At 68.5% G+C, this 14,413-nt stretch carries 10 protein-coding genes; 3 read left to right on the top strand and 7 right to left on the bottom strand.

What is annotated here, in order from left to right:
• Positions 1 to 1,107, bottom strand: a complete 1,107-nt coding sequence (locus QYL93_RS23330; protein WP_305745890.1) for an AAA family ATPase — start codon at positions 1,105 to 1,107, stop codon at positions 1 to 3.
• Between the two features lie 189 nt (positions 1,108 to 1,296).
• On the opposite strand from QYL93_RS23330, the gene QYL93_RS23325 reads away from it, so the two are divergent.
• The 3 genes from QYL93_RS23325 to QYL93_RS23315 are packed head-to-tail and all read left to right on the top strand — an operon-like array spanning position 1,297 to position 4,819.
• Positions 1,297 to 3,723 carry a TonB-dependent hemoglobin/transferrin/lactoferrin family receptor gene (locus tag QYL93_RS23325; protein WP_305745889.1) on the top strand — a complete coding sequence of 809 codons (2,427 nt, stop codon included), beginning with the start codon at positions 1,297 to 1,299 and terminating at the stop codon, positions 3,721 to 3,723.
• A gap of 51 nt (positions 3,724 to 3,774) precedes the next feature.
• On the top strand, positions 3,775 to 4,293 hold the full coding sequence (locus QYL93_RS23320; protein ID WP_305745888.1) for an EF-hand domain-containing protein: 519 nt from the start codon (positions 3,775 to 3,777) through the stop codon (positions 4,291 to 4,293).
• Positions 4,283 to 4,819: a DUF2271 domain-containing protein gene (locus QYL93_RS23315; RefSeq protein ID WP_305745887.1), complete on the top strand. Its 537-nt coding sequence runs from the start codon at positions 4,283 to 4,285 to the stop codon at positions 4,817 to 4,819. The genes QYL93_RS23320 and QYL93_RS23315 overlap by 11 nt, the downstream gene beginning before the upstream one ends.
• A 102-nt stretch (positions 4,820 to 4,921) precedes the next feature.
• Here QYL93_RS23315 and QYL93_RS23310 read toward each other — a convergent pair whose 3' ends face one another.
• The 6 genes from QYL93_RS23310 to ssb form a co-directional block, all read right to left on the bottom strand.
• Positions 4,922 to 5,635, bottom strand: a complete 714-nt coding sequence (locus QYL93_RS23310) for a Bax inhibitor-1 family protein (protein WP_305745886.1) — start codon at positions 5,633 to 5,635, stop codon at positions 4,922 to 4,924.
• 85 nt (positions 5,636 to 5,720) lie between these two features.
• Positions 5,721 to 6,284 carry a DUF3592 domain-containing protein gene (locus QYL93_RS23305; protein WP_305745885.1) on the bottom strand — a complete coding sequence of 188 codons (564 nt, stop codon included), beginning with the start codon at positions 6,282 to 6,284 and terminating at the stop codon, positions 5,721 to 5,723.
• A gap of 233 nt (positions 6,285 to 6,517) precedes the next feature.
• Entirely contained in the window at positions 6,518 to 10,330 is a 3,813-nt protein-coding gene (locus QYL93_RS23300) for a DUF4132 domain-containing protein (RefSeq protein ID WP_305745884.1), read from the bottom strand.
• A 134-nt stretch (positions 10,331 to 10,464) separates the two neighbouring features.
• Complete coding sequence (locus tag QYL93_RS23295) at positions 10,465 to 12,555, bottom strand: SWIM zinc finger family protein (protein WP_305745883.1); 2,091 nt, start codon at positions 12,553 to 12,555, stop codon at positions 10,465 to 10,467.
• Between the two features lie 2 nt (positions 12,556 to 12,557).
• Positions 12,558 to 13,712, bottom strand: coding sequence for a VWA domain-containing protein (locus QYL93_RS23290; protein ID WP_305745882.1), 1,155 nt, complete (start codon positions 13,710 to 13,712; stop codon positions 12,558 to 12,560).
• A 125-nt stretch (positions 13,713 to 13,837) separates the two neighbouring features.
• Positions 13,838 to 14,410, bottom strand: coding sequence for a single-stranded DNA-binding protein (gene ssb / locus QYL93_RS23285; RefSeq protein WP_305745881.1), 573 nt, complete (start codon positions 14,408 to 14,410; stop codon positions 13,838 to 13,840).
• Positions 14,411 to 14,413 lie beyond the last annotated feature (3 nt).

Here is a 14,413-nt window from a genome sequence, read left to right as displayed (position 1 = left end):
CTATTGCCACAGCGAGCGGGCCGCGTCGTGAAACGCCTTCCACTGCGGGTCGCGCCGCGCGCGCTCGCGCACCACGGTGTCGAAGTAGTGGCGCACGCGCTTGGCATCCTCGGTGCTGTCCTTGAGCACCACGCCCTGCAGCTGGCCGGCGATTTCGCGTGGCGTCAGCTCGCCGTCGTTGAAGTGGCGCGCCTGCAGTGCGGCCGCATAGGCCACGTTCACCGCCTCGGCGGTGGACATCACGGCATCAAGCCCCTTGATGGCCGTGCCCTCCTGCGTCTGGCCCGCGCGCAGCTCCTGGAAGGTGGTGACCAGCAGCGACACCACGTCGCGTGGTACGTTCACCGGCGCCTCGCTGCCTGCCAGCTCGCGCGTGAGCTGGGCCATCACCAGGTCTACCTCGAACTGGTGGTCGCGGATCGGGCGCACGGTCTCGAAGTTGAAGCGGCGTTTCAGCGCCGACGACATCTCGTGCACGCCCCGGTCGCGCAGGTTGGCCGTGGCAATGATGTTGAAGCCGCGCTGGGCGAAGAGCCGCGCGTCGTCGCCGAGCTCGGGGATCATCAGCTGCTTGTCACTCATCAGCGAGATCAGCACGTCCTGGATCTCGGGTGGGCAGCGCGTGATTTCCTCGAAGCGCACCAGCTTGCCCGCGCGCATGGCCTGGTACAGCGGCGAGGGCACCAGCGCGCGCTGGCTCGGGCCCTCGGCCAGCAGCAGGGCGTAGTTCCAGCTGTACTTGATGTGGTCTTCGGTGGTGCCGGCCGTGCCCTGCACCGTGAGGCCCGAGTCGCCGCTGATGGCCGCCGAGAGCAGCTCCGACAGCAGCGACTTGGCCGTGCCCGGCTCGCCCACCAGCATCAGCCCCTGGTGGCCCATGAGCGTGACGATGGCGCGGTCCACCAGCGGGTCGTCGCCGAAGAACTTCTGCGTCACCTGCAGCTTGGCATCGCCCAGGATGAACTGGCGCACCGCACGCGGCGAGAGCTTCCAGCCCGGCGGCCGGGCGTGGGTGTCTGCCGCAGCCAGGCGGGTCAGCTCATCGGCCCAGCGTTGTTCGGGCGCCAGGCGCACGGATTGGTTCGCAGAAGGGGGGGTGGTGCTCATGGATGGCCGTGGAGTGGATGGCGGGGGCGCAGCTATTTTGGACCAGCTTTACACAGCATCCGTGGCAAGGGTGCAACTTATCTATAAATGCGTATCAATCGCATTGATACAATTGGGTACTTCACAGCCAGATGTTTCTTTGAGTGCAAAGGGGTCCAGCAAGCAACCCCTTGAATCCCGAGGAAACCCATGACCCAGTCCGGCCGCAAGGCCCCTGCCAGGCACGCGCCTGGCGATAACGCCCATGCGCTCGCTTCCTCCTGCACCGCTGCCTTCTTCGCCACCTCGCCATGGCGCGCCAGCCTGATCGCACTGGCCATCCAGGCCCTGCTGTGGCCGATGTCATCCGCCATGGCGCAGGCACCTGCCGACAGCACCCTGGTGGCCCAGGCGCGCGACCACGAATCGCTGCCCGAGGTCAAGGTCAGGGCCGAGGCCCTGCGCCGCGAGGCCGGTGCCAAGACCGTGATCACGCAGGACGAGGTCGAGAAGACCGGTGCTACGGGCATCGCCGACGTGATCCGCTACCAGCCCCTGGTGGAAGCCCCCGGTACGGTGACCGGCTCCACACGCGGTGCCAGCCGCTATGACCGTGGCGGCACCACGGGCTACAACATCCGCGGCATCGAAGGCAACCGCGTGGGCCTGGACGTGGACGGCATCGAAATGCCCGACGCCGTGAGCCGGGCCCCGCTGACCAACCGCGCGCAGGACGGAACCTTCGGCATGGGCCGCGACTTCATCGACCCCGACATCTACTCAGCGGTGGAGATCCAGTCAGGCACCACCAATTCGCAGCGTACGGCCGGCGGCATCGGCGGCGCGGTGAGCTTTCGCAGCAAGTCGCCCGAAGACTACGTGAGCGCCAGCAAGCCCCTGTACCTGGGTGCCAGGCTCGGCTACAGCGGTGCCAACAGCGCCTGGACCAAGGGCATGACGGCCGCAGGCCTGTCGGGCGATTTCAGAGCGCTGGTGAGCTACGTGCGCCGCGATGGCAAGGAGACGAAGAACAACAGCCTGGGCGTGCCCAGCTACCCGGACGATTGGCACTCGGACGCCCTGCTGCTCAAGGGCAGCCTGCGTGTGAACTCCGAGCACAGGCTGGAGCTGGGCGCGGACCTGTACCGCCGCGAGAGCGACACCCGCTTCGAGGCCTGGAACACGGCGGCCACCGCCGTCACCGGCAACTCGCACCAGTTGGCCAAGACCGAGCGCAGCACCCTGCATGCCGCGCACACCTGGGCGCCCATCGGCGGGGGCCTGGTGGACCAGCTGAACACGCGCATTTATTTCCAGGACACGGAGATGAACGACGTTACCGACACGGTGACCCTGGCCACGCGGGCGAACGAACGCGACATCTCGCGCAACACCACGCGGCAGGTGGGCTTCTCCAGCGTGGCCGACAAGCGCGTGGGTAACCACGCGCTCAAGTTCGGGGTGAACCACTCCACAGCGGACAACGCGCACCCGTTCAGCTCCACCGACCCGCAGGCGGCCCGCCAGCCCTTTCCGGACACCACCACGGTGCGCAGCGGCCTGTTCATGGAGGACACCATCGAGTTCCAGGTGGCCGGCAGGCGCCTGGCCCTGGTGCCCGGCCTGCGCGTGGACCGCGTCAAGCCCCGCATCGAGAACGTGGCCAGCTTCGCCAACGAGCGCATCTCGGCGGCGGAGCTCGAACGCATGTACGGCAGCACCGCAGCCACCACCATCGCCAGCCCGAGCTTCGCCGTGCTCTACGACGTGGCGCCCGCGCTCACGGCCTATGCCCAGTACAAGCGCAGTGGCCGCGCTCCCACCAACAGCGAGGTCTTCGGCTACTGGAACGGCGGCGGCGGCACCTATGCGCTGGTCGGCAACAAGGACCTGGGCAAGGAAACCAGCAACGCCTTCGACCTGGGCCTCAAGGGCTCGCCCGCCGAGGGCGTGGTGTTCAACGGCTCGGTGTTCCACACCCGCTACAAGGACTTCATCTCGTACACGCGCTTCACGCGGGCCAACAACCCCGAGATGTTCACGAACATCCAGCAAAGCCTGAGCATCCTCTACCAAGCCAACAACCGCGACGAGGCCACCATCTCGGGCGCCGAGTTCAGCGCCCGGCTGGACCACGGCACCTGGACACCGGCCGCGAAGGGCCTGTACAGCACCTGGGCCTTCGGCTACAGCCAGGGCAGCTCCAAATCCAAACTCGCAGGCGACAAGAAGGTGGACCTCGACTCGGTGCAGCCAGGCAAGGCCATCATCGGCCTGGGCTTCGATGCACCGCAGAAGGCCTGGGGCCTGAACTTCACCGGCACCTTCGTGAAGGGCAAGCAGGCCGTCTCGACCAACCGCCTGGCCTTCAGCAACGACCCCGGCGTCACGCTCACGGATTCCACCACCGAGCTGTTTCGCGTGCCGGGCTTCGCACGCTTCGATCTGGCCGGCTACTACCGCGTCAGCAAGAACGTGCGCCTGACTGCCGGCATCTTCAACATCGCCGACAAGAAGTACTGGGCCTACAGCAGCACCCGCAACCTGCAGCCGCAGTCCGCCCAGGACCGGCGCCAGATCGCGTTGTCCACGGCACCCGGGCGCACCTATGCGCTGAGCATGAACGTGGACTTCTGATGATGACAACGACGACTCTCCTCTCCACCCGATAGAAAGAAGGCAACGACCATGAGCATCCGAAATCTTTCCCTGCTGAGCGCTCTCGCCGCTGCGGCACTGTTGTCGGCCTGCGCCAGCGCGCCAGCCACCACGCCAGCTCCAGGCACCGCCGCACGGCCCGCCGGTGGGCACGGCCTGCAGGCCTTTCTGGGCAGCTACGACACCAACCGCGACGGCCAGGTTATGCGCGCCGAGTTCGACGCCGTGCGCCTGCAGCGCTTTCGTGCCGCCGACACCAATGGCGACGGTGTGCTGAGCGAGGCCGAGTACGTGGCCGAGTTCGAAGGCCGGCTCAAGCGCCAGTATTTCGACGACGGAAAGCAGCCCGACAAGGCCTACGAGAACAGCATCAAGCAGGCGCACGTGCGCTTTGCCATCGTCAACCGCGCGCGCGACGGCCAATTCACGGCGGCCGAAGACGCCGCCATTGCCGACAAGACCTTCAAGAACCTGGATACCAATGGCGACGGCACCGTCTCCAAGGAGGATCCACCGCGCCCACCCCAGGCACGTGCCAATGACGACTGAGGTCAAGGGCGGATACCAGCGCAGTTGCCTGGCGGTTGCGCTGGCCCTGGCTGCCGGGCCGGCGGCTGCGGCGTCGCTGACGCTGCAGATCACGCTGCCCGAGATCCCGACCGCCTCTTACTACCGGCCCTACCTTGCGGCCTGGGTGGAAAAGGCCGACGAGAAGGCGGTGGTGGGCACGCTGGCCGTCTGGTACGACATGCGCCTCAAGGACGGCCTGGGCAAGGGCTGGCTGCGCAATCTGCGCTCATGGTGGCGCACGGGAGGCGAGCAGCTCCCGCTGCCCGTGGACGGCGTCACGGGGGCCACGCGGCCTGTGGGCACGCACGTCCTGCACTTCGCCGGCGGCAAGGGGCCGCTCGCCCAGCTGCCTCCGGGGCGCTACCAGATAGTGGTGGAGGCCGTGCGTGAGCAGGGCGAACGCGAGCTGGTGCGCGTGCCCTTCGAGTGGGGCCGCGCGGCCAACACGGCGCGCGTGCAGGGCAGCAAGGAGCTGGGGCAGGTCACGGTGGACGTGGCTGACTGAGCCTGCTGCGGGCTCTACAAAAGCAAACACCGGGTGCATGCGGTGGCATGGCCCGGTGTTCCTGCTTCTGGTGGGTGCCCTTCGCAGGGCACCGGCTTCAGCTCAATCGTCGCTGGATGCCAGGCTGATCAGGATGCGCAGCACATACCAGAGCATCAGCGCGATCGACGCGAACAGGTGCAGCGCGGCACCGGCAGGGCGGTCGGTGGGATAGTCGTGGATGATGCGCGAGGTGTCGTACAGCACGCAGGCGCCAGCGAACAGCACCATGATGCCGGAGAACCAGATACCGAGCTTGAAGCCGAAGATCGCGCCGGCCACGATGGTGCCCAGCGCCACCAGGCCACCCACCTTGAGGATGCCGCCCAGGAACGAGAAGTCCGACTTGCTGGTGAAGGCCGTCCAGGTCAGCGCCGCCACCATCAAGAGCGTGATGAAGCCTGCCGCGCCGATGGCGCCGGGCGCCACGATCTGGGCGATGCCGAACAAGGGCGCGAAGATCAGGCCCTCGGCCAGCACGTAGATCGCTAGACCCATGAGCTGGGTCTGGGGCTTCTCGGCGTTGTCGGCCAGGTAGGAAGCCAGCCAGCCCACGAGCATGAAGGCGCCCATCACGCCCAGCCAGATGAACTTGTTGCCGCTGGCCATCAGCATCTTGGCCGTGGTGGTGGAAAAGCCGCTCATCATCAGCACGGCCGACAGCACGACGAATGCCAGGATGGCCGCGCCCAGGTGCTTGTAGGTGGAGACGATGAACTCGCGGCGCTCCATGGGGGAGCCGGACGGGTCCTCAGGGGTCAGTACATTGGTGTTCACAAGGGTGTTCCTCGGTTGTGGTTGCTACTTCTCACACAGGAAGCGGCCTTGTGGGCCGCTTCCTGCCTCTCTCTTCGGGTAGGGGTCAGGCGGCAGCCAGCTCGTCGGCGCGGCGCAGCTTGCGGTTGGACCACACGCCGGCGGCGCCCAGCAGCGTCAGCACGACGGCCAGCACCCAGATGCCGGCCCCGCTGAAGGACTGGGCCGTGGACGCGGCCTCGGCCTGCATGCGGGTGCGCGTGGCCTCATAGCTGATCACGGGCTTGCCGGCCATCACCACCTCGTAGACGATGTCGCTGTCGCTGCTGTCGTACAGCGCGGTGACCTTCTCGTCGATGATGTCGCTCACGACCGCCTTGGGCTCGCTGTGCGCGATGCGCAGCTTGCGCTCTTCGCCACCCGCTTCGGGCTTGAGGGTGATCTCGTAGTACTGCTTGGTGGAGCGGCGCTTGCGCTTGACCGTCACCTCGCTGGCGCCGGTGACCGTGCCGGCCACCGTCTGCAACTGCTCGCGCGCCGTGTAGGCGTGGTCGCCATCGGCCTTCCAGTTGCTCCAGATGGCCAGGCCGGCCAGGCCCGGGCCCGCCAGCAGGATGAGCCATGCATAGCCCGTGATGAAAATCAGTATTTTTCGGACAAAACCCGGCATGAAAATTCCTCCCTCAATCATTCACATTCAATGAAATCCCGCACAGCTCATGGGCTGTTGTGCGGTGCAAGGGCTGGATCATCGCGGCAGTTTTCGCGGCAAGATGTCGCAAATTGTGAGATCCGAGAGACCTCACCAAAAAAACGTGAATTCCTTCCGGTTTTCGTCGTGCGATTCAAACAGTTACGGCTTGAAATCCTGCTGCGGGCCCTCTTCAGGAGCCCGCAGGCAGCCTACCAAGGCATCTTCTTTTCCCATTCGGCATCGAAACCGGTGCAGGCTTGGGCGACTGCCAGGTAGTCGGAGTAGGCCTCCGCCAGCAGCACGGGCGGCACGCTGGTCAGGGGCAGGGTGTTGTCGCCCCAGCTGCGTGCCTTGCTGTCCTCGAAGCTGAGCGTCTTGAGGGCGGCGGCCACGTTCTCCTCGGGCAGCGTGTTGCCCGAGAAATCGATGGCCACGCGCACGCCCACGCTCGAAAAGTCCTTGGTGTACTGGTAGAAGAAGCCGCCGTCCTCGGCCTGGGCGCGCTGGTAGCCGAGCTTGGTGAAGGCGCCGCGCAGGGTGAAGCTGTCGCTCACCCAGCCCTGGCGGTCATTGATCTCGGTGACGGCCAGGCCCTTGTCGTCGGTGAAGGCCAGGGTGGGCGACTGGCGCGACATTTGCGGGAACAGGGGCGTTGTCTTGTAGTCCTTGAAGTGCTTCGTCCACGCGCTGGCGCTGGCCTTGTCCACCAGCGAGGCGTGGGCCAGGCGCACTTGGGCGCCTTCGGCGAGGTCCACCTCGTCGTCCTCGGTGTTGATCAGGCTGCCGTCCTCCGTGGGGCGAAAGCTCTGCAGCGCGGCGCCATCGGCATCCACCTCCAGCCACACCAGCCGCTGGATCAGCCGGCCGGCCACCGGGTGGCGGTGCAGGTACTCGCGCCACTCGGCCACGGGCCACTGGCGGCCGGTGCACATGGCCTCGAACAGGCGGGCGGTCTGCAGGTCGATCACCTGCTTGAGCTCCTTCTTGCTGGTGGAGAGCAGCGCCTTGGTCTCCTTGGTCTGCGCCGGGTCGTCGTTCTGGCGCGGCTCGGGCAGGGTCTTGATGGCCTTGCCCTCGGGGTTGCGCAGCTCGGGCTTCATCGCCGCGTCAAGCACCATGGTGAAGACGCGGTCGCCATAGGGCAGCGCCAGGGTGCCGGTGTCGTCCAGCCCTGCCGTGGGGATGGTGCGGTCGGCCAACTGGTCCTGCGTCCAGCCGTTGCGGTCGGCGATCTCCTGTACCAGGGTGCGGGCCTTGGTCTGCACCGAGGCCGTGCGGTAGCGGCGCGACAGGCCCAGCATCAGCTGGATCACCACCGGGTCGTTGCCCGGGGCCACGCCTTCGAGCATGGCCTCGATCTGCGAGCGGCGCTGGTAGTGGTCGCGCATGTACTGCTGCAGCAGGGTCACGATCTCGTGGCCCGGCGCAAAGGCCGCCAGCGCCAGGATGCCCTTCTCGCCGATGGCGCTGCCCAGGTACTCGGCCATCTTCTCGCGCTTGCATTCCTCGAACACCTGGTCCTCTGACTTGGCGTAGTCGGCCTCGTAGTACTGGCGGTACTCGGGTTTGGCATTCTGGTAGCCCTTCTGGTAGGACTGGTAGCGCTGCGGCGCATGCGCCTGGGCGTAGGCGATGCCTTCCTCCAGCGGCGGGTGGCGCGTGTCCTGGGCGATGAACTGGCGCAGCACGCTGCTGCCCAGCGCCTGGCGGCTGGCGGCATCGAGCAGGCCCATGTAGCGCGTGAGCAGGGCGTTGCCGCCGGGCTCCTTGAGCTTGCAGGCCAGCACCACCCACCAGCGCAGGATTTCGGGCTCCACGGCCGTGCCGTCGGCCCAGCGTGCGGCCGGCAGCGCATCCAGCGCGAACCAGGCCAGGCCCGCAGGGGGCTTGGCCTTGAGGCCCTTCTTCGCCTCGGCCAGCAGGATGGCGGGGGCCAGGCGGGGCGAGATGTCATCGCCCAGGCCTTCCAGTGCGGTCAGGAAGGCGGCGCGCACCGTCTCACGGCTTTCCTTTTCGAGCGCCTTGGTCAGGGCGGGCACGGCGTCGGCGTATTTCAGCCCGGCCAGCCAGTTCGCGGCCTCGATGCGCACTTCGCTCTTGGTGTGGGTGAGCGATTCCACCACCTGGCGGCCGATGCTCGGCAGCGTGGACAAGGCCTTCTGCGCCATGGGGCGGTGGGTCTTGCCCTCGCCCAGGGCCAGCTCCATCACGCGCGGCAGCCAGCGCGCGGGAATGCTCGGAAAGGTGGCCAGCGTGCGCAAGGCCGGCCCGAGCTCCAGCGTGCTCGCATACCGGTCCCCATTGTTCTGCTGCGCCGCCAGCCCCAGGGCCTGGTCGATGAACTCGGGGTGCTCGGCGAAGAAGGGCCACACGCGCTCGGGTGGCAGCAGGTCGGTGGCACTGGGCGTGTTCCAGTAGTCGAACAGGGCCGTGCGGGCCACTTCGATCAGCGGGGTTCCAGAGCGTTGCAGCAGGTCGGCCAGGGCGCGCAGGTCCACGCTGCCTTGCGGCTGGCCGCCCAGCCACTTGTGGAAGCCGTCGTCGAACCAGAAGCTGCGGTTGTAGCGCGACACGCCCAGCCAGCGGATCAGGTGCGAGGGCCCGAAGGACGGCAGCGTAAACAGGCGGTTGCCATGCGTCACGGCCTGCGCCACCTCGCTGTTGCGCAGCTTCTCCATCTGCTTCTTGTCGAGCTGGCCGTTGAGCAGCGCCAGCGCCTGGCGCATGTCGTCCTCGGTCAGCTTGGCCAGTTTGGCATAGCTCTTCTGGCGCCAGTTGTACTTGTGCTTCTGGGTCTTGTTTTCCTCGGCCTCTTCTTCGGCGGCGCGGCGTGCACGTTCGATCACCTCGGTGCGGTTGGCCAGCAGCAGGGCCAGCGCATCCTCGCCCAGCGGGCTGTCGGCAAACGGCGTCCAGGGCGGGGGCTCGGGCAGGTCCTGCTCCTGGGCGCCACCGGCGGCATCGATGCGGTTGAGCGCCGCGCGGATGGCCTGCTGCACGGGCTTGCTGGCCTCGCTGGCCAGCGCGGCTTCGAGCAGGCCGCGCGTGGATTCGGCGGGCAGGCGCGCGAGCAGCTCGGCCGCCTGGGTGCGCTGGCTGGTATCACCGTCGTTCAGCAGTGCGGCCAGCAGGCGCAGGCGTTCGGCCTCGGCGATGCCCTCGATGTGCGGCACGGCCTCGGCGCGCACGGTCTTGCTGCCATCAGCGGCCAGTGCCACCAGCAGCGGGGCGAAGGCGGCGCGCAGTTCCTTGTCCGGCCCGATGCGCGATGCCAGCTGCACGCGGCCGGATGCCGAGAGCTGCAGCAGCAGGGCCTGTGCGGCCTCGGGGCGCGCGCGCATGAAATCGGCGACGGCGGGGTTCTTCACCAGATGGTCCAGGCGGTCCTGGTAGTAGCTGTCCAGGCCCTTGCGCTCGAACACCAGCTGCAGCGCCAGCGCCTCGTCCAGCCCTTCCTCGGCCAGCAAGCGGGCGACGAGGTCGACCGTCCAGGCCGCACGCTCCTTGGCCGGCTCGTGCTTGTTGCTGTTGCCATCCTTGAAGCTGGCATGCACCGCATCGTTGACCAGGTACTGCAGCCAGTCAGGCACGGGCGCACCAGGGTGCTCCAGCGACTTGCCGGCATCGGCCGCGGCCAGCAGCTTGCCCAGGCGCACCAGCAGGGCCAGCGGTGGTGGGTCCGCAGGCATGCTGGCGTAGAAGCCCGAGCGGCCCGCCAGGCTCTTCTTGCCCGCAGCCTCCAGGGGCTTGTCGTTCCACAGGTTGAAGCCCCAGCGCAGCCGGCCGGGCGAGCCGAGCAACTGGCCGGGTTCGAGGGCGTGGGGTGCCTGCAAGTCCAGCAGCACAGACTCCTGGGTGCCTTCGGTCACGAAGGCCAGGGCCTTGTCCGCCAGGCCAGGGGCCGCCTTGTCCAGGGGCTCCACGGCCTGGCGAAGCAGGTTGTTCTGCGAGGTGCTCAGCCCATTGCCGCCATTGCCCGAGCGGCCTGTCACCGCCCCCACGATCTTGTCCAGCAGTCCCATGCACATCCCCTGTGGTCTGAATAGAGCCTCGCATTTTGTCAGCGGGCCGTGGCGCCACCGTGGCGCCAGGCCACGCCAGCGTGCAATTTGCCCGCTTTCAAGGTAATGGCTTGTAACACCACGCAGTCGAAAGACTACGCAGCGATGGAGGGCAGGCCGTCGAGCTCCACCGTGCGCTGGCATAGCTGCTGCAGGCGCAGCATGCCGGCTGGCTGCGATGTGGCCAGGTGGTGTTGCAGGGCCGATGCCACGGTGTGCAGCCCCACCGAGGCGATGCCGGGCAACGCAGCGCCCAGGCGCTGCGATTGCGTTTCGGTGAGCGGCATGCGCCCAGTGGCGGCCTGGGTCTCCAGCACGTCGAGCACCGGGCCCAGCAGGCGCAGGGCGCGCGTGGGCTGGGTGGCCGCCGGCGTGGCCTGATCCTTGCGCCATTGCACCAGGCGCAGGATGCGCTGGGCCAGCGGCGTGGGGCGTGCGGCCTCGTTGGCGTAGTCGAGCGACACGGCATGCACCTGGCCTTTGGCGTCGCTGCTCAGCAGCGACAGCGGCACCAGCAAGGTGGTGGCAGAGGTGCGCTCCACCCGCACCAGCACGGCGTGCACCGGGGCGCCGCGTGCGGCCAGCCGGTCCAGGTTGTCCACGCGCTGCATGCTGGCGTCGCCCACGGGCACGGTCAGGTGCAGCCACAGGCCATCGGCATCCTGCACGGGCCACAGCAGTTGCTGGTGCGCCTCATCGAGGATGGGGGTGCGCGTGGCGGCAGGGCGCAGCAGCACCAGTTCGGCGCCATCGCCCGAAAGACCCGTGGCTGCACTCAGCTGTGCCGTGAGTTCGGCCCAGCGGCCACAGCCCAGTGTGCTCAGGTGCGCGTCGCCCGCGTGCCAGGGTGCCAGGGCCTGCGCCCGGGCCGTGCCGGCAAGGGCCAGCCGGTCGTCGTCGGCCAGCCGGGGGTTGTCGAGCTGCAGCGGTGCCTGGCACAGGGACTGCGCGGCGCCCACGCCGGGCCACACGGCATGGATGGCCCAGGCGCTGTGCTGCGTGAAGCCCGTGTCGCTGCCGTCGGGGCGCGCCAGCACGGCCTGCAGCAGCCGCTGGCCGGCCAGGTCCCAGAAGGCCAGCGTCAGGCCACGCGCGCCGCCCAGTGTCTGCCACCAGTGGGCGCCCAGGGGCAGCAATTGCAATGCCGCTGTCTCGTCGAAGCTGCGGCGCAGCTTGCCGCGCAGGGCGGCGGTGCGTTCTGCCGCGCCGGGCCCTTCGGCCGGCGCGCGCAGGGCATCGCACAGCGCCTGGATGCTGGACATCAGCGCCAGCGCATCGCGCTCCTGCAAGCGGTGGTCGCGCCGCACCAGGCCGTCCACCATGCCGCCCAGGTTGCGCAGCAGCGCGGCCAGGCGCGGCAGGCCTTCGCCGCGGGCCGACATGTTCAGCGCCAGCAGGCGTGCCGAGGCCTGCTCGCTCACGTGCGACAGGCCACCGGTCAGCAGTTCGTGCAGCATGGCCTCCACCTGGGCGAGGAAGGCGCGCTCGCGCTCACCCAACGCGGCCGTGGGCTGCGCTGCTGTCGCAGCGGGCGCCATGCCCTCGGGCCAGGGCAGCGGCTCGCCCAGCGCCTGGCGCAGGGCCGCCAGCGCGATCAGGTGCACGGCCTTGCGCTCGCGCACGGGCACTTCGGACACCATGCCCTCATAGCCCGCACCCGCCACATAGCGGCAGGTGGCGGCGAGATCGGGCAGGTCGATCACCAAGGTGCCGCCCTGCACGCGCCACTCGATGCCGCAGGGCAGCGCCTGCACCGCGCGGCGCACGGCGGCCACGCCGGCTTGCTTGAACAGCGCGGGCGCTTGCAGGGCACGGACCTCGGCCAGTGGGTCAGCGTTGGGGCCGGCCGCAGGCGGCGACGTTGCGTCCGCCTCGGATTCTGGCGACGCAGTGGCGTCACCGGTGGCCGCGCCAGGCTCCATGGCCCGCAGCCACAGCGCTGCGCCCAGGATGTGCTTGCAGATGCCGGGCGCAGGGCAGTCGCACTGCGCCTTTTGCGGGCCCCGGGAGTCGAGCTGCACGCGCTGGCCATCGGCCTCGACCACGCCGCCATCGGCGCCCTGCTCTGCCCATTGCACCTTGCCGGCCTCCACGTCCTTGGCCGCGCGGCGCAGCAGGCCCGCATTGGCCAGGGCCGCCAGAGTGTCGTCGTCGTAGGCGCGGTAGCCCTCGAACCAGGCGGGCATCGTCACTCCATCACTTCCGCAAGCCACTGGGCGAAGTGCGTGGGCGTGAGCGCCGCCACGTGCATGCCCTTGTTCGCCAGGCGCTGCGCCATCTGGCGGTCGTAGACCGGGTTGGCACCCTCGTCGAGCGCGGCCAGGCCGAGCAGCTTCACCCGCGCCTCGGCCATGCGCGCCACGGCCGACAGCAGCGGGCCAGGTGCGGCGCCTTCCTCGAAGTCGCTGATCAGCGTGAACACCGTGCGCTGCGGGTTGCCGATCAGCGACTCGCAGTAGTGCACGGCGCGCCCGATGTCGGTGCCGCCACCGAGCTGCACCGTGAGCAGCACCTCCACCGGGTCGTGCGCCAGGTGGGTCAGGTCGACCACGGCGGTGTCGAACACCACCAGCTTCACGCGCACGGCGGGCAGCGAGCTCATGATGCCCGCGATCACGGCGCTGTAGATCACCGAGTCCATCATCGATCCGCTCTGGTCCACGCACAGCACCACGTCCCAGGGCAGGTTGCGCTTGACGCGGGCGTTGAACAGCGGGCGCTGGATGACCAGCTGGCGCCGCTCGGCGCTGTAGTTCTTGAGGTTGGCCGCGATGGTGGCGCGTGCATCGAAGTTCTGCGCGTTCTTGATCAGCGAGCGCCGCTGGCGGTTGCGCCGGCCCACCAGGGCGTTGACGAAGTCGTTCTTCAGGCGCCGGGTGATCTCGTCCACCGTCTTCTGGATCACCTCGCGCACGGCATCGCGCATGGCACCCGACAGGCGCCCGCGCATGCCCAGCAGCGCCTTGGCCAGGCCCGGCGTGGGGTCCATGGAGCGCAGCACGGCCGGGTCCTTGAGCAGGTCGGTGAGCTGGTAGCGGTCGATGGCCTGCGTCTGCATGCGCTCGAACACCTCCTGCGGAAACAGTTCTCGCGAGCGGCTGAGCCAGTCGATGGCGCGCAGCTGGCTCGGGTCGAGCGAGCCGGCTCCGCCGCCCGCAGGGCGCGCCAGGCCCCGGCCATCGTACTCGCGGCCATAGAGGTATTCGAGGGCCTGATCGAGCTTCCAGTCGCCCGCATCGAACTGCGCATGCGACAGCGGCTGCGCGGCATAGCGGCCCAGGATCAGGCGCCAGCGGCGCAGGGCCTCGTCGGGGCGGGTGTGGTCGGACTCAGGGCTTTCCATGGCCATTCGTGCCCATGCGGGCAAAAAAAGGGCCCGCAACATGGGCGGGCCTGGACAGGAGCCATGGGGCTGCGAAGGGCTGCCGGGTTCCAGCGGTCATGCGCAAAACGCCCTTGTGCGCCCGATCAGAACGGAATGTCGTCGTCCATGTCGTCGAAGCCCGAGGCCGCGCGGGGTGCAGGTGCAGGGGCCGGGCGCGCGGCAGGCGCAGCGGGGCGCTGCTGTGCCGGAGGAGCTGGGCGGCGCTGTTGCTGGGGCGGGGCCTGGTCGTAGCCACCACCCTGGTCGCCGCCGTAGCCGCCGCCGTCGTCATAGCCGCCGCCCTGCTGGCCACCACCGCCCTGGCCGCCGCCGCCCATGCCCTGGCGGCTGCCCAGCATCTGCATCTGGTCGGCACGGATTTCGGTGCTGTACTTTTCCACGCCTGCCTGGTCGGTCCACTTGCGGGTGCGCAGGCTGCCTTCCACATAGACCTGCGAGCCCTTGCGCAGGTACTGGCCGGCGATCTCGGCCAGGCGGCCGTTGAAGACCACGCGGTGCCACTCGGTGGCTTCCTTCATTTCGCCGCTTTGCTTGTCTTTCCACTTGTCGGTGGTGGCAATCGTCACGTTGGCCACCTGGTCGCCACTGGGGAAGGTGCGCATTTCAGGGTCGCGGCCGAGGTTGCCGACGATGATGACTTTGTTCACGGATGCCATGGT

This window comes from Acidovorax sp. A1169, assembly GCF_030704685.1.
GTDB lineage: Bacteria > Pseudomonadota > Gammaproteobacteria > Burkholderiales > Burkholderiaceae_C > Acidovorax.
This window is presented reverse-complemented; position numbering and strand designations above follow the sequence as displayed.

Bases quoted from the DNA above. Each gene is read 5' to 3' on its own strand.
- ssb (WP_305745881.1), bottom strand. From the start codon at position 14,410: ATGGCATCCGTGAACAAAGTCATCATCGTCGGCAACCTCGGCCGCGAC.
- QYL93_RS23315 (WP_305745887.1), top strand. From the start codon at position 4,283: ATGACGACTGAGGTCAAGGGCGGATACCAGCGCAGTTGCCTGGCGGTT.
- QYL93_RS23330 (WP_305745890.1), bottom strand. From the start codon at position 1,107: ATGAGCACCACCCCCCCTTCTGCGAACCAATCCGTGCGCCTGGCGCCC.
- QYL93_RS23290 (WP_305745882.1), bottom strand. From the start codon at position 13,712: ATGGAAAGCCCTGAGTCCGACCACACCCGCCCCGACGAGGCCCTGCGC.
- QYL93_RS23300 (WP_305745884.1), bottom strand. From the start codon at position 10,330: ATGGGACTGCTGGACAAGATCGTGGGGGCGGTGACAGGCCGCTCGGGC.
- QYL93_RS23325 (WP_305745889.1), top strand. From the start codon at position 1,297: ATGACCCAGTCCGGCCGCAAGGCCCCTGCCAGGCACGCGCCTGGCGAT.
- QYL93_RS23320 (WP_305745888.1), top strand. From the start codon at position 3,775: ATGAGCATCCGAAATCTTTCCCTGCTGAGCGCTCTCGCCGCTGCGGCA.
- QYL93_RS23295 (WP_305745883.1), bottom strand. From the start codon at position 12,555: ATGCCCGCCTGGTTCGAGGGCTACCGCGCCTACGACGACGACACTCTG.
- QYL93_RS23305 (WP_305745885.1), bottom strand. From the start codon at position 6,284: ATGCCGGGTTTTGTCCGAAAAATACTGATTTTCATCACGGGCTATGCA.